Origin of the sequence: Rhodohalobacter sp. SW132 (genome assembly GCF_003390325.1) — a bacterium.
Classification (GTDB): Bacteria; Bacteroidota; Rhodothermia; order Balneolales; family Balneolaceae; genus SW132.
Genome location: NZ_QUOK01000001.1, coordinates 264002 through 279004, shown reverse-complemented (window position 1 = coordinate 279004; position 15003 = coordinate 264002). Strand labels below are relative to the sequence as shown.

The window sequence follows — 15003 nt, the reverse complement described above, 5'->3', positions numbered from 1 at the left end:
ATGGAAAAACAAAGATCCAACCTGTTATTCTCTTTTTTGATCTTCCTGGTAGCCACTGGCCTTGCTGTTGCAATCATTGGAATTTACGTGGTTGATGACTCGAGCCAGGATCAGGCTCTGTTTGAAAGTTATCACGAGTTTGACAGAAGTGAAATGTCGGTTGAAGAATCCAAAGCCACACTTTATGGCAGCACCTACGCATTTTTCATGCAGGGGCAAGGAGATCAGCTTCAGCCCGTTTCGCCGGCTGCCGAAAAAGGAATTACGGTGGGCGAACTGATGCGGCTTGCCGGAATTTTTGCAGTGGTTACTGCACTTTTTATTCTGATTCTGATTGAGTTTGTGTACAAGAGTCGCATCAACCGAATGAACTACCGGCTGCTGCTGATCATCAGCCTGTTTGTGCTGCCGGTGATTGTTGGACTTGGAACCAGTGCTACCGTGCTGGAGACCACAAAAACGGTTGAATCGTGTGGTACCTGCCATGTGATGGATCCGTTTGTGAACGACCTGTACGATCCCGAAAGTTCAACACTTGCTGCGCGTCACTTCAAAAATCAATGGATTTCGGAGTATCAATGCTACACATGCCATACGACCTACGGCGCACACGGCACTTTTGAGGGGAAGCGCGACGGATTCCGACACTGGCTTCTGTTTGTAACCCGCACTTGGGAAGATCCTATCCGATATGCGGGCAGCTATCCAAACATGAACTGCACGGCGTGCCACGGCGGTACAACGGCGTACCGGGATGTTCCAAGCCACCTTGCGCTGGCGGATAAATTCCGGACAGACGAGGTGAGCTGCACCTCCTGTCACGGCCCGGCTCATCCCACCCCGCAGGAACGGGATGATGTACCCGAACACCATCGCACAGAACGTCAAACTGCATCCCAGATTAGTGAGATTGACATCAAAGAACTGGAAAAACTTGTGGAGGCCCTGAATGAGTAACACAGAAAACACGTCACAACACGATCAAGTCCCTCAGGAAGTCGACAGACTGGTTCGGGCCGCTATCCTTTGTACGATGGCAGGTATGCTTCTCGTCCTCATCTTTCTGATCTTTGGATTTCAATCCTGGAGCGTAGGCCTCGGTGTATTCATGGGAATGCCTATAATGATTCTGGGTGTTGCACTATATGTTGTTGCCGTTTTCCGCGATCTGAAAAACCGCAGAGTATTGGATAGTGAGTAGAATGAAGCTGGTGTCGTGTCATCGGTAAACTACCGGGTAAAACCTGTCAGGTTTATTGGCTTTTACCTATATAGCAGTGTTTTTATTCTTCAAACCTGACAGGTTTAGGATTGACATAACACTTATTATTGTGAGAATTATGATCGTCGGAAAGTGCATAAAACAGGATCAACGCTACGGATTCACTACTTTTGATCTCTTCTTACAAAGCGGATCACCCTTTATTAAATAACTCTCCGATTGCTGCTATTTACTGCAATCCTACCCGGGTTAAAACTAATCCTGCCACACTATGAAAATTTGCTTTCGGAACGTTCTCATCTCAGTATTCGCAATTACAATTTGTACATCAAGCTTGAGCGCCATTCCCACAATGTCACCCGATCCCCCGGTTGCTTCTGATTCACTTCAATCCGTTCAGCACGCTGATTCAGCTCCTTCATCAGCTCAACAGGAAAATGGGAACAGGCTGATCAGAGCCATTACCGGGGGAAGCATTCATCTGAATAATCGTCTCCGCTCGGAGCTGGTCCAAACGGATGCTGCCAGGGATGCTTTTGCAGTCACCAACCGCCTGCGTCTTGGGTACAGCACACAGCCACTGAATGGAATCTCCGCCTATGCCGAATTTTTAGATCTCCGTCCGATCAGCCGGGAAACCTACAACGCGGCCGGTTTAAATAATCAGCCCGACAGAGCTGCGATTGCCGACCCGCGAATGACCGTGATGAACCAGTTATATGCTCAGTTCCAGGAAAGCTCCATCGATCTGATGGTACGGATCGGGCGTCAGAGAGTGATTCACAGCAGCGCACGATTTGTCGGCAATGTTGGATGGAGACAGAACGAACAAACCTTTGATGCTGCTACACTCAATACCTCTTTCGGTGTGGAGAATCTGAAACTTGAGTATAGCTACATCTGGCAGGTAAACCGTGTTTTTGGCCCCTCCCACCCGGCGGGAATATTCACATCCGACTCACATGTTGCAAATCTGACCTACAGTGAACTCGTACCCGGCAGCACGCTCACCGCTTTTTTATACTCCCTCGATTTTGAGAATCAGCCGGCATTGTCTTCCCGAACGGTTGGGTTCAGAGTGAACGGCACGGTAGGTTTAACCGATGATCTTTCACTTCTCTATACCGGGTCCTATGCACTTCAGCAAAACAGCGGCAACAATCCGATGGACTTTTCTGCAGATTATTCACTGACCGATATAAGCGTTGTCAAGCGAAATATCGGCAGGGCCGGGGTCGCGATAGAGGTATTGGGAAGTGATTCAGACGTCTCATTTCAAACACCATTGGCCACTCTACACGCATTTCAGGGCTGGAGTGATCTTTTCTTGTCAACACCGGCCGGCGGACTCAGGGATTTGAATATCTATGCGTCCACACAGCTTCCGTGGGATTTGGCAATGCTTGCTAAACACCACTGGTTTTACGGCGACGAATCAGGTGACTATTTGGGAAGAGAATTGAATGCATCCCTCAGCAAGCAGATCAGCGAAAATCTCAGCTTTTTGATAAAATACGCCGATTTTCGGGGAAGCAGCACTCTTCCCGGCACAAGCAAATTATGGTTCCAGGCCGAATTCACTTTTTGAACTACAGATTTTATTGTGGGGCATTATTTTTCAATTTCAACGACGATCTTTCCCAAATGCCTGCCCTCACCGAAATACTGAATCAACTCAGGGATTTTATCAAATCCGTAGGGGCCATCCACAACCGGTTTTATTTGTCCCTCTTCCACAAGTCTGGAAATCTGATCTAGACCTTTATTTGGCTGATGAATGAGTACGCTCAGCTTTTTACCGGTAAAAAGTGATATGAGTGAACCTAACAATGCAACCTCTAACAACCTATACATCGATCCACCAACGGTGATATAGGCGCCATTTTTCTTGAGAGATCGCGCGTATTTAAACAAGGATCTGTTTGATTTTGTATCAAGGATAAGGTCATATTTTTCTCCGGTATCGGTAAAGTCCGCTTTTTTATAATCGACCACGCTGTCAAATCCCAGCGATGTCATCAAACCGAGTTTTTCGCCGCTGTCAACGCCGGTCACCTTTACCCCATACGGTTTCAGGATTTGAATTCCCAGGGTTCCGACACCGCCACCGGCACCATTGATCAGCACACTCTGTCCGGATTTTACCTTTCCCTTCCCCACCAGTCCCTGAAGAGCGAGTAATCCGGCATGCGGCAGAGCAGAGGCATCATTATGACTTATATTAGAAGGTTTTTTAGACAAGTCTTTTTCAGGCACGCAAACGTATTCGGCAAATCCGCCACATCCGCATTCCGACAGATCACAGTATATCTCATCACCGATGTTAAAGGACCTCACGTTACCGCCAACTGCTTCAATTTTCCCTGAAATGTCTACACCAGGAATGTTTATTTTTGGCTTTGCCAGACCGAAAAACAGACGAATCACAAATGGTTTACCCCTGACTATTCCCCAGTCCCAATCATTGATCGATGCTGAGTGAATTCTCACCAAAACTTCCTCGTCATTCGGAACAGGGTTTTCAGCTTCACCGATCTCAAGAACATCCGGCAATCCGTACTCCTTTAGTAGTATCGCTTTCATTGGATTGATTTATTCGGGTATAATAAGGCGCAACCTAGGCATATCATCAACGCTATTCAGGTTACCCTCACTACATACGCAAGTTTGTGATTCATTTAACTCTTGGAAAGCAATGTGCCGTAGGTATTCATCAAGATAATAGACAAAAAGTCGTTTCTGCGCACAGCGAAACACTGTCTAAATAGTGACTTTTCACTTCTCCCCTTTACCTTCCCCGTCGTTCTCAATCAGCTTCTCCTCCTTCCACACGGTTTCATCCCCAAACCGCTCTTTTTTCCAGATTGGCACCTCTTTTTTTATAAGCTCCATCGCTTCGGCTGTGGCCTCAAAAGCGTTTTTACGGTGGGCAGAACTAACGGCCAAAATAATCGAAGCTTCCCCGATCGGCACTAATCCGGTCCGGTGTGTGATCCAGATTCGTTTGAGGTCGTGCTTTTCGAGCATTTTCTCCGCTATTTTTCGCAGCTCCTTAATCGCCATCTCCCTGTAACAGTCGTAATAGAGTTCAATTACCCTCTTCCCGTCGTGATGATTACGTGTTGTGCCAACAAATAGATTCACAGCACCCGCTTCCGGATGATTTACAAAATCGGAGGCCTTTTGGAGGTTGAGTGTCTCTTGCTGTACATCGATAAATATGGATTCGTTATTCTTCATAGGAAAATTTTCAAGTCCAAACCCTCCAAGGGTTCTGAACCCTTGGAGGGTTATTCACCAAGTCACCCCCCAATCGCTATCATACTGCGGTTTTCCATATCGGGCAGGTTATCCATCCCGGCGTGGGCTTCTTTTTTGGACCGCACGCTCAGCCGTATCAGCTCTTTTAAGTTGTGTCCTTTTCGGAGTGCGGTAAGCAAATCAGCCTCCTGGTTGGAAAAGAGACAGTTTTTTAGCTTTCCATCGGCTGTCATACGCAGGCGGTTACAGGTGCTGCAAAAGGGTTCCGTCATGGAGCTGATTACCGCAAACGTTCCTTTGCCGCCTACCACCCGAAAGCTCTTTGATGTGGAGTGTTTGCCATCTTTCAACTTTTCGATGTTGAAATATTTTCGGGCTTCATCCAGCACATCCTGGTAGGTTACCAGTTTTTTCGTATCCCAGTTATTGCCATTAAACGGCATAAACTCGATAAACCGAACATGAATCGGTGTGGTTTTAGACCACTCCAGCATCGGCTGAATCTCATCTTCGTTAAAATCCTTCAGAAGCACCGTATTGATTTTTATTCGAAGTCCCTCGTCCATCCCTTTTTGGATATTCGCCATCACTTTATCAAACCGGTTGCGCCGGGTGACAGCCTCAAACTTTTCAGGATCCAATGTATCGAGGCTGACATTAATGGATGTAAGCCCAACCTCTTTAAATTTGTCAATAAACCGGTCCAGGAAAACACCATTCGTGGTGATATTCAGATCACGAAATCCCATTCCGTAGAGCCTGTCCAGAATTTCAGGCAGTTCCTTACGCGCCATAGGCTCTCCGCCAGTCAACCTGATTTTATCTACTCCCATCTCCTTAAAAACGGAGACGATCTCCATCAGCTCATCCACCGACGGCAGGCGTTCCTCCGGGGTCAGTGGAATCCCCTCTTCCGGCATACAGTAGGTACAGCGCAGGTTGCAGCGTTCGGTGATCGAAATTCGCAGGTAGTTATGAACCCGGCCAAATGAATCCTTCAGAATTTCACCCATAATCATCAACCTCCAGAAACCGGTGTGATGAATACAATTTCATCGTTCTGTTTCGGTTTGAAATCGAACTCCTCGTAGTTTTGATTCACCGCTGCACGGATATGCGGACGATATTTCTCAATTCCGGGAAAACGCTCAGAAATTGAAGAAAGAACATCATCGAGAGTATCGCCTTCGTTAATCGGAAGCTTTTCCTGACGTTTGCCGGTGATCTCTGATAAAACGCTGAAGTATTTGATCGATATGGTTTGATTCATAGCTGACTGATAACAGATCAAAAATGCTGATTTAAAATAATATACCGATGAACTGAAGAAGCACCAAACAAGCCACAGGGATAAGTCCGGAAATATCAGCATTTCCCAAACGATCACAATTTCTCTATTTTCGACAGTTAAAATTAACCAAAATGCATCCGGACGCTTGGATCTGCCGATCTACCTTTTCATTCTCTTTTTCCTCATCGCCTTCATCTACAGTTCGGTAGGACATGGCGGGGCATCCGGATATATGGCCGTTCTTGCAATATCAGGATACTTTTCGCCGGAACTTGTGCCGGTCATTCTCTGCCTGAACATCCTGGTCTCTTCCGTGGCGCTCACTAACTACAGCCGAAAGGGATATTTTGTCTGGAAGCTTTTTTGGCCTTTTGCCATTGCCTCCATTCCAGCAGCGTTTGCCGGCGGGTATCTGCAGCTTGAAATAGATCTCTTTTTCATCATAGTCGGCGCTGTGCTGCTGCTCATGGCCGGGGCAATTATCTTCAAAACCTACTGGAAGTATGATGAAGGCAACCCGAGACCCGTCAACATACCCGTAGCTCTATTATCCGGCGCCGGCATAGGTTTTTTGTCCGGCCTGGTTGGTGTGGGAGGCGGAATTTTTCTCAGTCCGCTGATCCTCTTTCTCGGATGGGGCACGATTCGTCAGATTGCGGCCGTCTCAGCTCTCTTTGTGTTGATGAACTCGCTAAGCGGCCTTGGCGGTCACCTTTTTACTACGGAGATCCTCTGGTCAACTGCGGCACTCTTTGCCCTGCCCGTTCTTATCGGGGGATATCTTGGTTCACGTTTTGGAGTGAAAACGGCCGACCCCAAACTTATTCGACTAATGCTGGCAATTGTTCTGGTGATTGCGGGCGCGAAGATGTTGTTAGCTTGAAGTTGAGACCTCCAAGGCTTCCCAAACCTTGGAGGTCTTTTTAAGAATATTCAATTTGATAAAGGAGATACATAAAATCGTATTTTAAAATCAGATTTTTAACGACAATGTAAATCCTATTCCCTGAAACACACCCAATGTATTCCACTTCATATCGTCCCATAGAGGCTCTCCACGTCCCATTAGACCGTCATATATCAGTTCTTTAGAAGCTCCCAGCAGAAGTGCTATTAATGCCGATTTCCAAATAGAATCTGTGATAATATAGCTTCCAAGATATCCAATAGTACTTAGTGTAAAATGGTTTTTCTGGTAGTGTTCAAGTTCACTGCTATAGATAACCATAATGGTTGGAGAAAGTGTTGCAAACTGGAGTGCCTCTTTATACTGTGCATTCGAATGCTGAGGTAAAGTTATTATTACAAATAAAACTATGGTGAATATTAGAGATTTTTTTCCCATAACCATTAATAGATTCATTTATTTCACAACGGTCCAAAACAATAAACGAAAACAAATAAATTTAAAATCGCGAAAATCATCTGATCTGTTTCTCGTCCAGCAGGGTTCACTCCCGTGTCAGATTATCACTGATTGTACCGAAGATTTAAACAGAATTTCTTCGAGACTCAGCAAATTAATCTGCAACTTCAGCGATAACAAAGAATGGGATCGGATTTAAACCTGCAAAAAACTGATCCTGAAGAAACGAAAACATGACTTTTTAGCGAGTATCTGATATGTTTAGGACAGCTGTTTTTTATTTAATATAGCTAAAACCGATCTTACAGTATTCTTTTCTCAGTTAAAATCTCTTAATGTATGATCTGTGTTTACACAGTTTATGCACATTGCATTTCTTTGCAGCAAAGCCCTCCAGTACTATTGCGAATACTTATTTAAAGACAGGCTATTGAAAATAGTATGTATCGCTTTTTTAAAAACTCTTTAGAGATGACATAAAATTCTCATTGCTTATCGTAAATCTTTTTATAGTACTGATAAGCCTTTTCAAGTCCTTCCCTAAAAAAAACTTCAGGATTATAGTCAAGACGTTCTCTCGCTTTACTAATATCTGCCAGTGAATGTTTTACATCACCTGGCCTTTCCGGACCGTAATTAATCTTCACTACATTCCCGCTGATTTCTTCTAAAATTTCTACCATATTCATTAATGAAACACGGTCTCCGCAAGCGATATTGTAGATTTCATTAAGAGCTTCCTTCTTTTCAGTTGTCAGTGCAAGCTCATTTGCCTGAATAGCATTTGAAACATGGGTAAAATCCCGGGTGGTTTTACCATCCCCATTGATAGTTGGAGATACACCATCGAGGTAAGCTTTACAAAAAATTGGAATTACTGCTGCATATGGATTTTCCGGATCCTGTTTTTTCCCAAAAATATTAAAGTAGCGTAAACCAATAAATGTAAGCCCATATACTTTACTAAACACCTCTGCATACTGCTCAACCGATACTTTACTCACCGCATATGGGCTGAGAGGCTTCCCAATATTACCTTCAACTTTTGGAAGATCAGCACTATCGCCATAGGTACTCGAACTACACGCCAAAACAATTCGAGACACATTTTTCTCAGCAGCAGCATGTAATATATTAACCGTACCCAACACATTAACCTCTGTAGTTCGCATAGGATTTTCTATAGAACGGGGTACAGATCCAAGGGCTGCCTGATGAGAAATTTTATCAATACCATCACAAGCTTCAAGACAGGTTTGATAATCGCAGATGGAACCTTTTACAAATTCAAATTTGGGGTTTTTTTCGAATTCACGAAGATTATTGTAACTACCTGTACTTAAATCATCCAATACCCGAACTATATTTACATTATCTCTATTCAGAAAGTGTTCAACCAGGTTACTGCCAATAAAGCCTGCTCCGCCGGTTATCAATAAGTTCATGAGTATTGTTTATGTCTTTTGATTAAGGAAATACTTGAAAAGCTATAAGTACTGATTAAACGGAATTTTTGAAATATCATGAAACTGAGTTTTTCATGATATCTCCTTAAAATACAATAGAAATGCACCCAATATTACCAATTAACAATGAAAATTGAACGTACATCAACCGGAAATATAAATATTCTGATTTAATCTCTCAGTCGTTCGATGAGTAGTAAAGATGTAGCAACTGCCCCCAGTGAAGAGCTAATCACTTGCACATAGTCTCTTAATGAAGGGCTCCGTCTGAGTTGAAGTGTGACGATATCGTTGTTCTGGAGTATAAAATCAAACATTTCCACCGGTTCAGCATCATGGTATTGATACCGAAAATAAACTACTTCCATGGACTGTTCCGCCTGATTTAAACGTGACACTTTAATCTCTAAATGAACCTGGGACCAATCTAACTCAGCCTCCCTGCCACGCAATGTATTATAACCCTGGCTATAGGATATTAGCTCAGGTATATTGGTACCCTCTGGCACCAGGTAACGTCCGGCACTATTTACATCTCCCCATACATTTACAGAATCAACCAGCTGGCCTAATTCAGCAACCCGAACGAATCGGTCTGCTTGTTGTTGGGCAAATACATTTAAACTGCAAAATAATGATATAATAATACTAAGTGAAATTACGTAAAAAAGCCTGTACATCTTCTATTCTTGTCTGTGATTTAGGTTTAGTCTCAGCCCGTGACATTTTCTATAAAAAATACATTCGGGAAAATATTGATCATCAGGCATACGCTCCATACCCATCGTATAAAGACTTATAATATCCTGAACCATAATGGGATGCCGGATCTTTTTTAGGCTCAAAGTCATTGAGCACCATACCGCAAACATTTGCATTTATTCGCCTTAATTCATCCAGCGTGTGCATGTAGACTTCTTTATTTGTTTTACGGTATTTAGCGACCATCACAGTTGCATCTGCCTTTCTCAGCAGAGAAGTAGAATCACTGATAATACCAAATGGAGGAGTATCCAAAATTATTACATCAAACAGTTTATCCATCTTCTCAAGAAACTCATTAAACTTTTTGTCATTCACGATAGATTCGGGTCTCAGGATATTCGAACCAGCGGAAATGACTTTGAGGAATTTAATCTCTGAACTCTGAATAATTTCTGAGGCAGCGCTATCGCCTTTTACCAGGTTACTGATTCCTTTTTCATTAGGAAGGCCAAACAGAGTGTGGACTCTTGGCCGTCTGAAGTCTGTATCGATCATCAGGGTTTTGTAACCCTCGTCTGCAAAAGCAATAGCCAGATTACACGCAATAGTTGATTTACCCTCACCTTTTTCAGAACTGGTAATTGCTATTGTTTTGGGTATGTTATCAGAGTTTTGAAAAATGATATTATTTTTAAGTCTCCGGATAGATTCAGAAATAACGTGAGAACGATCTCTGAACAGGACCATTTCATTGGGAATCTTACCTTTACCCACTTTATAATCACCGGAGCCGTTTCCATTTTTCACTGATATCTTCTTAAGTGAAGGGATAGCCGCCAGCATTGGCAGATCCTGAGTTTTAATCGTACCGATACTTGAAATTGTATTATCAAAGAATTCTCTTACCAGGATGATAGCTCCTGCAACCATACCTGCGAGAACAATACCCATCATTAGTATTAAAATTTTATTTGGGCTAATGGGTCCGCCCGGTACAGTCGCTAAATCAATAATCCTGCCATTACCAAAGCGGGTTTCTCTCCAGGTAGACATTTCTGCATACTGCCTTGAAACATCCAGATAAAGCTGTTCTTGTTCTTCTACATTTCTCTGAAGTTGAACAAGCTGAATCATCTCGTTTGGCAGTGTGCGGAAACTATCATCTGCTTCCCTTCGGCGTTCTTCAAGGACCTGAATTCTTGACTCCTGCTGATTTTTTTGTAGTCGAAGTTCTACCAACCGATTCTGAATATCGGTAACCATTCTGGTCCGCTCGGCGGTTTCCATCCCCATATATTCATCTTCTTCAGAGAAGATTTCAGAGGATAATTCCGCGATTCTTTCTTTAAGATCATCAATCTGTTCGTCTAAAAACTTTAGCCTAGAAGGGGGTTCCTCCCGCTGCCGTACATTTGGATAGTTTGAAAGGATCAGATAGCGTTCCCTTTCATATTCACGAAGTGTTTCCTGATAACCCTGAATACGTGGTGCAATGGCTTCAGAAAAATCATTTATTAATCCTGGCCTGATACGCTCGAGCTCTTCTTCCTGGTTTTGGATGGCCAGTTCTGTAGCTTCAAGATCTAACTGTACTTCTTCTATTTCTGCCCGAATTTGCTCTCGCCTGTTTACTGCAGAGGTCGCCTGATTATCTACCCTTACTATCCCTGTCCGATCCATAAAGTTTTCCAGTTCTTGCTCAGCTTCTGCAAGTCGGCTCTTCAGCTCAGCTCTTTCCCTTTCCAAAAAACTTGTCGTGGAATCAGCAGCCTGCCGATTTTGGGCAGTTGACTGCTCAACATATACATTCATTGCAGCATTTACCATAGTCGCTGTTTCGACAGGAGATTCGCTTATATAACTGACTTCAATAATATCTGAATCCCGGTTTACTAACTGTAGTTTAATCCCGCTTCTTATACTATTTGCAACGCCTTCCAACTCCCTTTGATAAACAGAACCATCGTCGCTTTCTCTCCAAAAAGCAGGTAGTTCATTAATATCCACCTCATCATCTTCCATCAGTTTTCTTGCAACCTGCCTGGCAAACGAACGGGATTGAATAATCTGCATTTCATTTGCAAGAGTTGCATTTGTCCCTCCGGTTGTTTGATTGATGATTCTGGAAAGTTCATTCTGGCCGCCTCTATCCGGTGAACTAATCAGAAGAGTACCTGTGGTTTGATACTCAGGCGTGATTGTATCAGCGTAAAACCATGCGGCTGTACCCCCTGCAATCAAAAACAGCAGAATTAACCATTTATACCGAAAAATTGTAAATACAATGGTTTTCGGATCCAAACCATCGTTTTGGTCCTGTTTGGGGATTGAGAATGTTGAGATTTGATCATATCCATTACGATCCTCTCCATTCCCATTATTATTTTTTTGAATTGACTGTGACATTATATTTTAACCTCTTACTCTTATTTAAATCCGTATGAGCTACAAATAGCTGCTAATTTTAAAAACAATTTTTTACTCGTCTTTCGAAATAATATTCAAAATACAGAAATAAAACTGAGTTTAATTGAGAATTAACGATTCCTAATCCACCTTGTAATTACTCATATGGGCAAGTATTAAACACCTTTAATACCCATATTGTTTCTTTTCGATCTCAACGTAATTTAAGCCCTTAACTTATATATTAAAGACTTTGCATTTCCACCATCTCCCGAAACCGACCATTCCTTTCTACCGTTAACTCGTCATATGACCCATATTCAACAACGCGTCCTTCATCTAAAACATAAATTTTATCAGAGTTCTTAATGGTTGAAAGTCTGTGCGCAATAATGACAACGGTCATCGACCCTTTTAAATTATCAATACTTTGCTGGATAAAACTTTCAGAATCTGAGTCAAGCGCACTCGTAGCTTCATCCAAAATCAAGAGATTGGGCATTTTGAAGAGTTCCCTTGCAATAAACAAACGTTGCCGCTGACCGCCGGAAAGCCGCACCCCCCTGTCGCCTACAACGGTATCAAAACCGTCTGGCAGTTCATTAATAAAATCCAGCGCATAGGCCTTTTCAGCCGCCTCACAAACTCTTTCTCTCACCTCGGGATCATTTTCATAATCTCCCTTCCAAAGATTGATGTTATTGGCAACCGTATCATCAAATACAACGGTTTCCTGAGAAACATAACCTATTTGAGATCTCCATGACTTTCTCTCAACATCACTACCCGCAACGCCATCTATGTAGATTTCTCCCAGCCTGGGTCGAAGCATTAATGTGAGCATGTCAATAAGTGTAGATTTGCCAGCACCTGACTCACCAACAAAAGCTACTGTCTGATTTACGGGGATCTTAAGATCGATATTTTTAAGAACGTCCCCATCATCTATATTATATGCATACGACACATCCTCAAAACTTATGCTATCACTTAATTTCGGGACCTCTATCTTACCCACTGGTTCTTGTTGAGATCTCACAGAATTAAACTCATCGATCACCATCTCAAGGGATCCCGCATTATCAAGTGTAGCCTGCCATTCTTTCTGCACTCCTATCACCTGCTGCATCCCCCGGTGGAAGAGAATGAGTGCTACAAAAATGGGAGCCACAGGAGCGTCGAATACAGCCACCTGTATAATAATTACAAAAAGTAAAAATAATACTGAAACTGGTTCTTTAATAGCTGTTGTAAAAGAACTGGCCAGCCCCTTTTTGTACTGGTATTCTGAAAGTTTTTTAATACTACCATATATTCCATTTTTCAGAAAGCTCATTTCTGAAGTTGATGCGAGATATTTAAATCCTTGAAGGGATTGCACTAAAAATTTATTCAATTCACTGGCTTCAGCGGCTGCCTTCCTCGAAAGATCTTTAACAAATTCATTCAGCCACCGAAACAGGAAAAGTATAATAACCCCGACAACAAGCGCCATCAGTGCAAATCTCCAGGCAAGCAATACCGCTACTGAAAGATAGGCAACCGTCATAATAATTGTGGAAAGGAAACTTTTGAAAGTTTTGAAAGATCCTATGAAACTCCCTATCTGGCCATTTATAATATTGATGAAGTGCCCTGTATTCCTTTCGATGTAATACCCGTAATCCATAGTACTGTAGGCATCAAACATTTTACCTTTAATCTCTACCATCAGCCGAGCTTTCAGGTAACTCATATAGGCACCTTCACCAAATTTCAGTACACCCTTTCCAATGAAAACTACACCAATAAAAAGAAGAATCCCTACCATTGAACTCCCGATTCCAACGTAATCCAAAAATGAAGTCAATGCTGCTGTAACTCCGCTCACCTCCCTATCTGTTGAGCCACCCGCATCTGCCGCTTCAATTAAAGGTAACAGAAGCGTAATGCCAAGTCCTTCTGCAATGGCTACTGCGGCTGTAAGTACAAATACAATGTATACTCTTCGGCCTATAAACCTACGGTAAACCGAAAAATAGAATTTGATAGTTGAAATTAAAGACAAAGAATCTCTTTTTTTATTTACTGATTAATTGAAGGCTTAAATTAAAGAATAGATAAGCTATCAAAAATTAAATTCTTCAGAAGTTAAGACTGTAAAAAAAGCTTATATACATCCAAAACTTAAGCTTTTCTAATTACAGGCTTTCATTCCATTTATATGAGAACGCAATCCGTATCACCAGAGAACTTATGAAACATAAAACAATTCCTGCTGTTACAGTACCGTCAAACTTGTAATTAATAGAACATAGCCGATAGTATTTTTTTTGTTCCAATCCTTCCGGATACAATTCTCCATAAACAAACATAGAGATAGAGTATGTGTTATAAGTGTGAACGGGTACGTTAGAGCAAATTAATTCATAATTGACTTGTTCAGTTTCTATTTTGAAAGGCGAGTTGATAAGCCTCTTAATTTATCTTTTTTCCAAACAAAATATCATCTAAATACCACTTTTACTTTTAATATTCTTATGAAAGTTACTAATATAACAGCAATTATTTTATTGAGCATTAGTTTTGCACTCCTTTTTTCATCATGCAGAAGTTCAAGCACGGATGGTGATCTCTCCGAATCACTGGACCCTGTTGAAGATGTAACCCCCATCGAGGGGGCACAAAATTCTACAATTACCGTTAACCGCGGGCCTGAATCTTATTTTGTCCTGGAATTTAACGGGATCGAACAAAATGCCACAATTCAAGAAGGGGCAACTGGGGAAGGCTGGTGTATTGATTGGTTAAAACCGATCGATTCAAATGAAGGTGTATATGAGAATGTATCCCTCTACTCTACCTTAAATGTTAGAGGCTGGAACAGGTTAAACTACCTGCTTAACATTAAAGAAGACCTGATGTCTTCTGATTCGCAACTTACCTATCGAGAAATTCAGATAGCAATCTGGTCTCTCAGAGGATTCCCTGAATTTAATATGCACGAGGTAGCTATTGAAGACCTTCCGCCAAGAATGAGAGATAATGGCGATCCCAACTTTGATTACGACAAAGTCACCAATATTCTGGAAATTGTTGAGTCAGGTTATGAAGATTTTGAGTTTACAGAAGGCACCAAATATGCAATTATTGCAGAAACACCTGCTGATGTTCAAACTGTTATTATGACGGTGGAGTAGTAGTATCTCTTCATTTACATAAATCTGTTAAATCACTAAAAAGCCTGTGAGTTTACGCTCACAGGCTTTTTTTATTGATTGACAGAATGCTTTGAGATACCCATCGG

General features: G+C 42.2%; 14 protein-coding genes. 5 read left to right on the top strand and 9 right to left on the bottom strand.

Translation table 11 applies throughout. The annotated features are described in order from the left end of the window. The 3 genes from DYD21_RS01155 to DYD21_RS01145 all read left to right on the top strand — a co-directional run bounded on the left by DYD21_RS01155 (position 1) and on the right by DYD21_RS01145 (position 2810). Entirely contained in the window at positions 1 to 957 is a 957-nt protein-coding gene (locus tag DYD21_RS01155) for a NapC/NirT family cytochrome c (RefSeq protein ID WP_116031045.1), read from the top strand. Further along, positions 950 to 1201, top strand: a complete 252-nt coding sequence (locus DYD21_RS01150) for a hypothetical protein (RefSeq protein ID WP_116031043.1) — start codon at positions 950 to 952, stop codon at positions 1199 to 1201. The genes DYD21_RS01155 and DYD21_RS01150 overlap by 8 nt, the downstream gene beginning before the upstream one ends. Positions 1202 to 1493: 292 nt before the next feature. Beyond that, positions 1494 to 2810 carry an alginate export family protein gene (locus DYD21_RS01145; RefSeq protein ID WP_116031040.1) on the top strand — a complete coding sequence of 439 codons (1317 nt, stop codon included), beginning with the start codon at positions 1494 to 1496 and terminating at the stop codon, positions 2808 to 2810. 23 nt (positions 2811 to 2833) lie between these two features. Here DYD21_RS01145 and DYD21_RS01140 read toward each other — a convergent pair whose 3' ends face one another. The 4 genes from DYD21_RS01140 to DYD21_RS01125 form a co-directional block, all read right to left on the bottom strand. Beyond that, the gene (locus tag DYD21_RS01140; protein ID WP_116031038.1) at positions 2834 to 3805 is read right to left on the bottom strand and encodes an NAD(P)-dependent alcohol dehydrogenase; all 972 of its coding nucleotides are present in this window, start codon (positions 3803 to 3805) and stop codon (positions 2834 to 2836) included. Between the two features lie 192 nt (positions 3806 to 3997). Then, complete coding sequence (locus DYD21_RS01135) at positions 3998 to 4462, bottom strand: molybdenum cofactor biosynthesis protein MoaE (RefSeq protein ID WP_116031035.1); 465 nt, start codon at positions 4460 to 4462, stop codon at positions 3998 to 4000. A 62-nt stretch (positions 4463 to 4524) separates the two neighbouring features. After that, complete coding sequence (gene moaA, locus DYD21_RS01130; RefSeq protein WP_199535435.1) at positions 4525 to 5496, bottom strand: GTP 3',8-cyclase MoaA; 972 nt, start codon at positions 5494 to 5496, stop codon at positions 4525 to 4527. Positions 5497 to 5501: 5 nt separating this feature from the next. After that, positions 5502 to 5753 carry a MoaD/ThiS family protein gene (locus DYD21_RS01125; protein ID WP_158551369.1) on the bottom strand — a complete coding sequence of 84 codons (252 nt, stop codon included), beginning with the start codon at positions 5751 to 5753 and terminating at the stop codon, positions 5502 to 5504. A 166-nt stretch (positions 5754 to 5919) separates the two neighbouring features. On the opposite strand from DYD21_RS01125, the gene DYD21_RS01120 reads away from it, so the two are divergent. Next, positions 5920 to 6657 (top strand): sulfite exporter TauE/SafE family protein, encoded by a 738-nt coding sequence (locus DYD21_RS01120; protein WP_158551368.1) that lies wholly within the window; start codon positions 5920 to 5922, stop codon positions 6655 to 6657. Positions 6658 to 6747: 90 nt separating this feature from the next. On the opposite strand, the gene DYD21_RS01115 is transcribed toward DYD21_RS01120, so the two are convergent. The 5 genes from DYD21_RS01115 to DYD21_RS01095 all read right to left on the bottom strand — a co-directional run bounded on the left by DYD21_RS01115 (position 6748) and on the right by DYD21_RS01095 (position 13764). Continuing rightward, positions 6748 to 7002 carry a hypothetical protein gene (locus DYD21_RS01115; protein WP_147303459.1) on the bottom strand — a complete coding sequence of 85 codons (255 nt, stop codon included), beginning with the start codon at positions 7000 to 7002 and terminating at the stop codon, positions 6748 to 6750. Positions 7003 to 7625: 623 nt separating this feature from the next. Continuing rightward, entirely contained in the window at positions 7626 to 8585 is a 960-nt protein-coding gene (locus tag DYD21_RS01110; RefSeq protein WP_116031025.1) for a GDP-mannose 4,6-dehydratase, read from the bottom strand. Between the two features lie 191 nt (positions 8586 to 8776). Then, on the bottom strand, positions 8777 to 9286 hold the full coding sequence (locus DYD21_RS01105; protein ID WP_116031023.1) for a hypothetical protein: 510 nt from the start codon (positions 9284 to 9286) through the stop codon (positions 8777 to 8779). 82 nt (positions 9287 to 9368) lie between these two features. Beyond that, a complete protein-coding gene (locus DYD21_RS01100; protein ID WP_116031021.1) occupies positions 9369 to 11717 on the bottom strand; it encodes a polysaccharide biosynthesis tyrosine autokinase in 2349 nt (782 codons plus the stop codon). Between the two features lie 244 nt (positions 11718 to 11961). Next, positions 11962 to 13764, bottom strand: coding sequence for an ABC transporter ATP-binding protein (locus DYD21_RS01095; RefSeq protein WP_116031019.1), 1803 nt, complete (start codon positions 13762 to 13764; stop codon positions 11962 to 11964). A 505-nt stretch (positions 13765 to 14269) separates the two neighbouring features. Between DYD21_RS01095 and DYD21_RS01090 the strand changes: the two genes are divergently transcribed. Next, on the top strand, positions 14270 to 14896 hold the full coding sequence (locus DYD21_RS01090) for a hypothetical protein (protein WP_158551367.1): 627 nt from the start codon (positions 14270 to 14272) through the stop codon (positions 14894 to 14896). Positions 14897 to 15003 lie beyond the last annotated feature (107 nt).

What these genes read in the sequence shown, in the direction of transcription:
- DYD21_RS01145 (WP_116031040.1), top strand. Translation starts at nt 1,494, where the DNA reads ATGAAAATTTGCTTTCGGAACGTTCTCATCTCAGTATTCGCAATTACA.
- DYD21_RS01155 (WP_116031045.1), top strand. Translation starts at nt 1, where the DNA reads ATGGAAAAACAAAGATCCAACCTGTTATTCTCTTTTTTGATCTTCCTG.
- DYD21_RS01100 (WP_116031021.1), bottom strand. Translation starts at nt 11,717, where the DNA reads ATGTCACAGTCAATTCAAAAAAATAATAATGGGAATGGAGAGGATCGT.
- DYD21_RS01115 (WP_147303459.1), bottom strand. Translation starts at nt 7,002, where the DNA reads ATGGTTATCTATAGCAGTGAACTTGAACACTACCAGAAAAACCATTTT.
- DYD21_RS01105 (WP_116031023.1), bottom strand. Translation starts at nt 9,286, where the DNA reads ATGTACAGGCTTTTTTACGTAATTTCACTTAGTATTATTATATCATTA.
- DYD21_RS01135 (WP_116031035.1), bottom strand. Translation starts at nt 4,462, where the DNA reads ATGAAGAATAACGAATCCATATTTATCGATGTACAGCAAGAGACACTC.
- DYD21_RS01150 (WP_116031043.1), top strand. Translation starts at nt 950, where the DNA reads ATGAGTAACACAGAAAACACGTCACAACACGATCAAGTCCCTCAGGAA.
- DYD21_RS01125 (WP_158551369.1), bottom strand. Translation starts at nt 5,753, where the DNA reads ATGAATCAAACCATATCGATCAAATACTTCAGCGTTTTATCAGAGATC.
- DYD21_RS01140 (WP_116031038.1), bottom strand. Translation starts at nt 3,805, where the DNA reads ATGAAAGCGATACTACTAAAGGAGTACGGATTGCCGGATGTTCTTGAG.
- DYD21_RS01110 (WP_116031025.1), bottom strand. Translation starts at nt 8,585, where the DNA reads ATGAACTTATTGATAACCGGCGGAGCAGGCTTTATTGGCAGTAACCTG.
- moaA (WP_199535435.1), bottom strand. Translation starts at nt 5,496, where the DNA reads ATGGGTGAAATTCTGAAGGATTCATTTGGCCGGGTTCATAACTACCTG.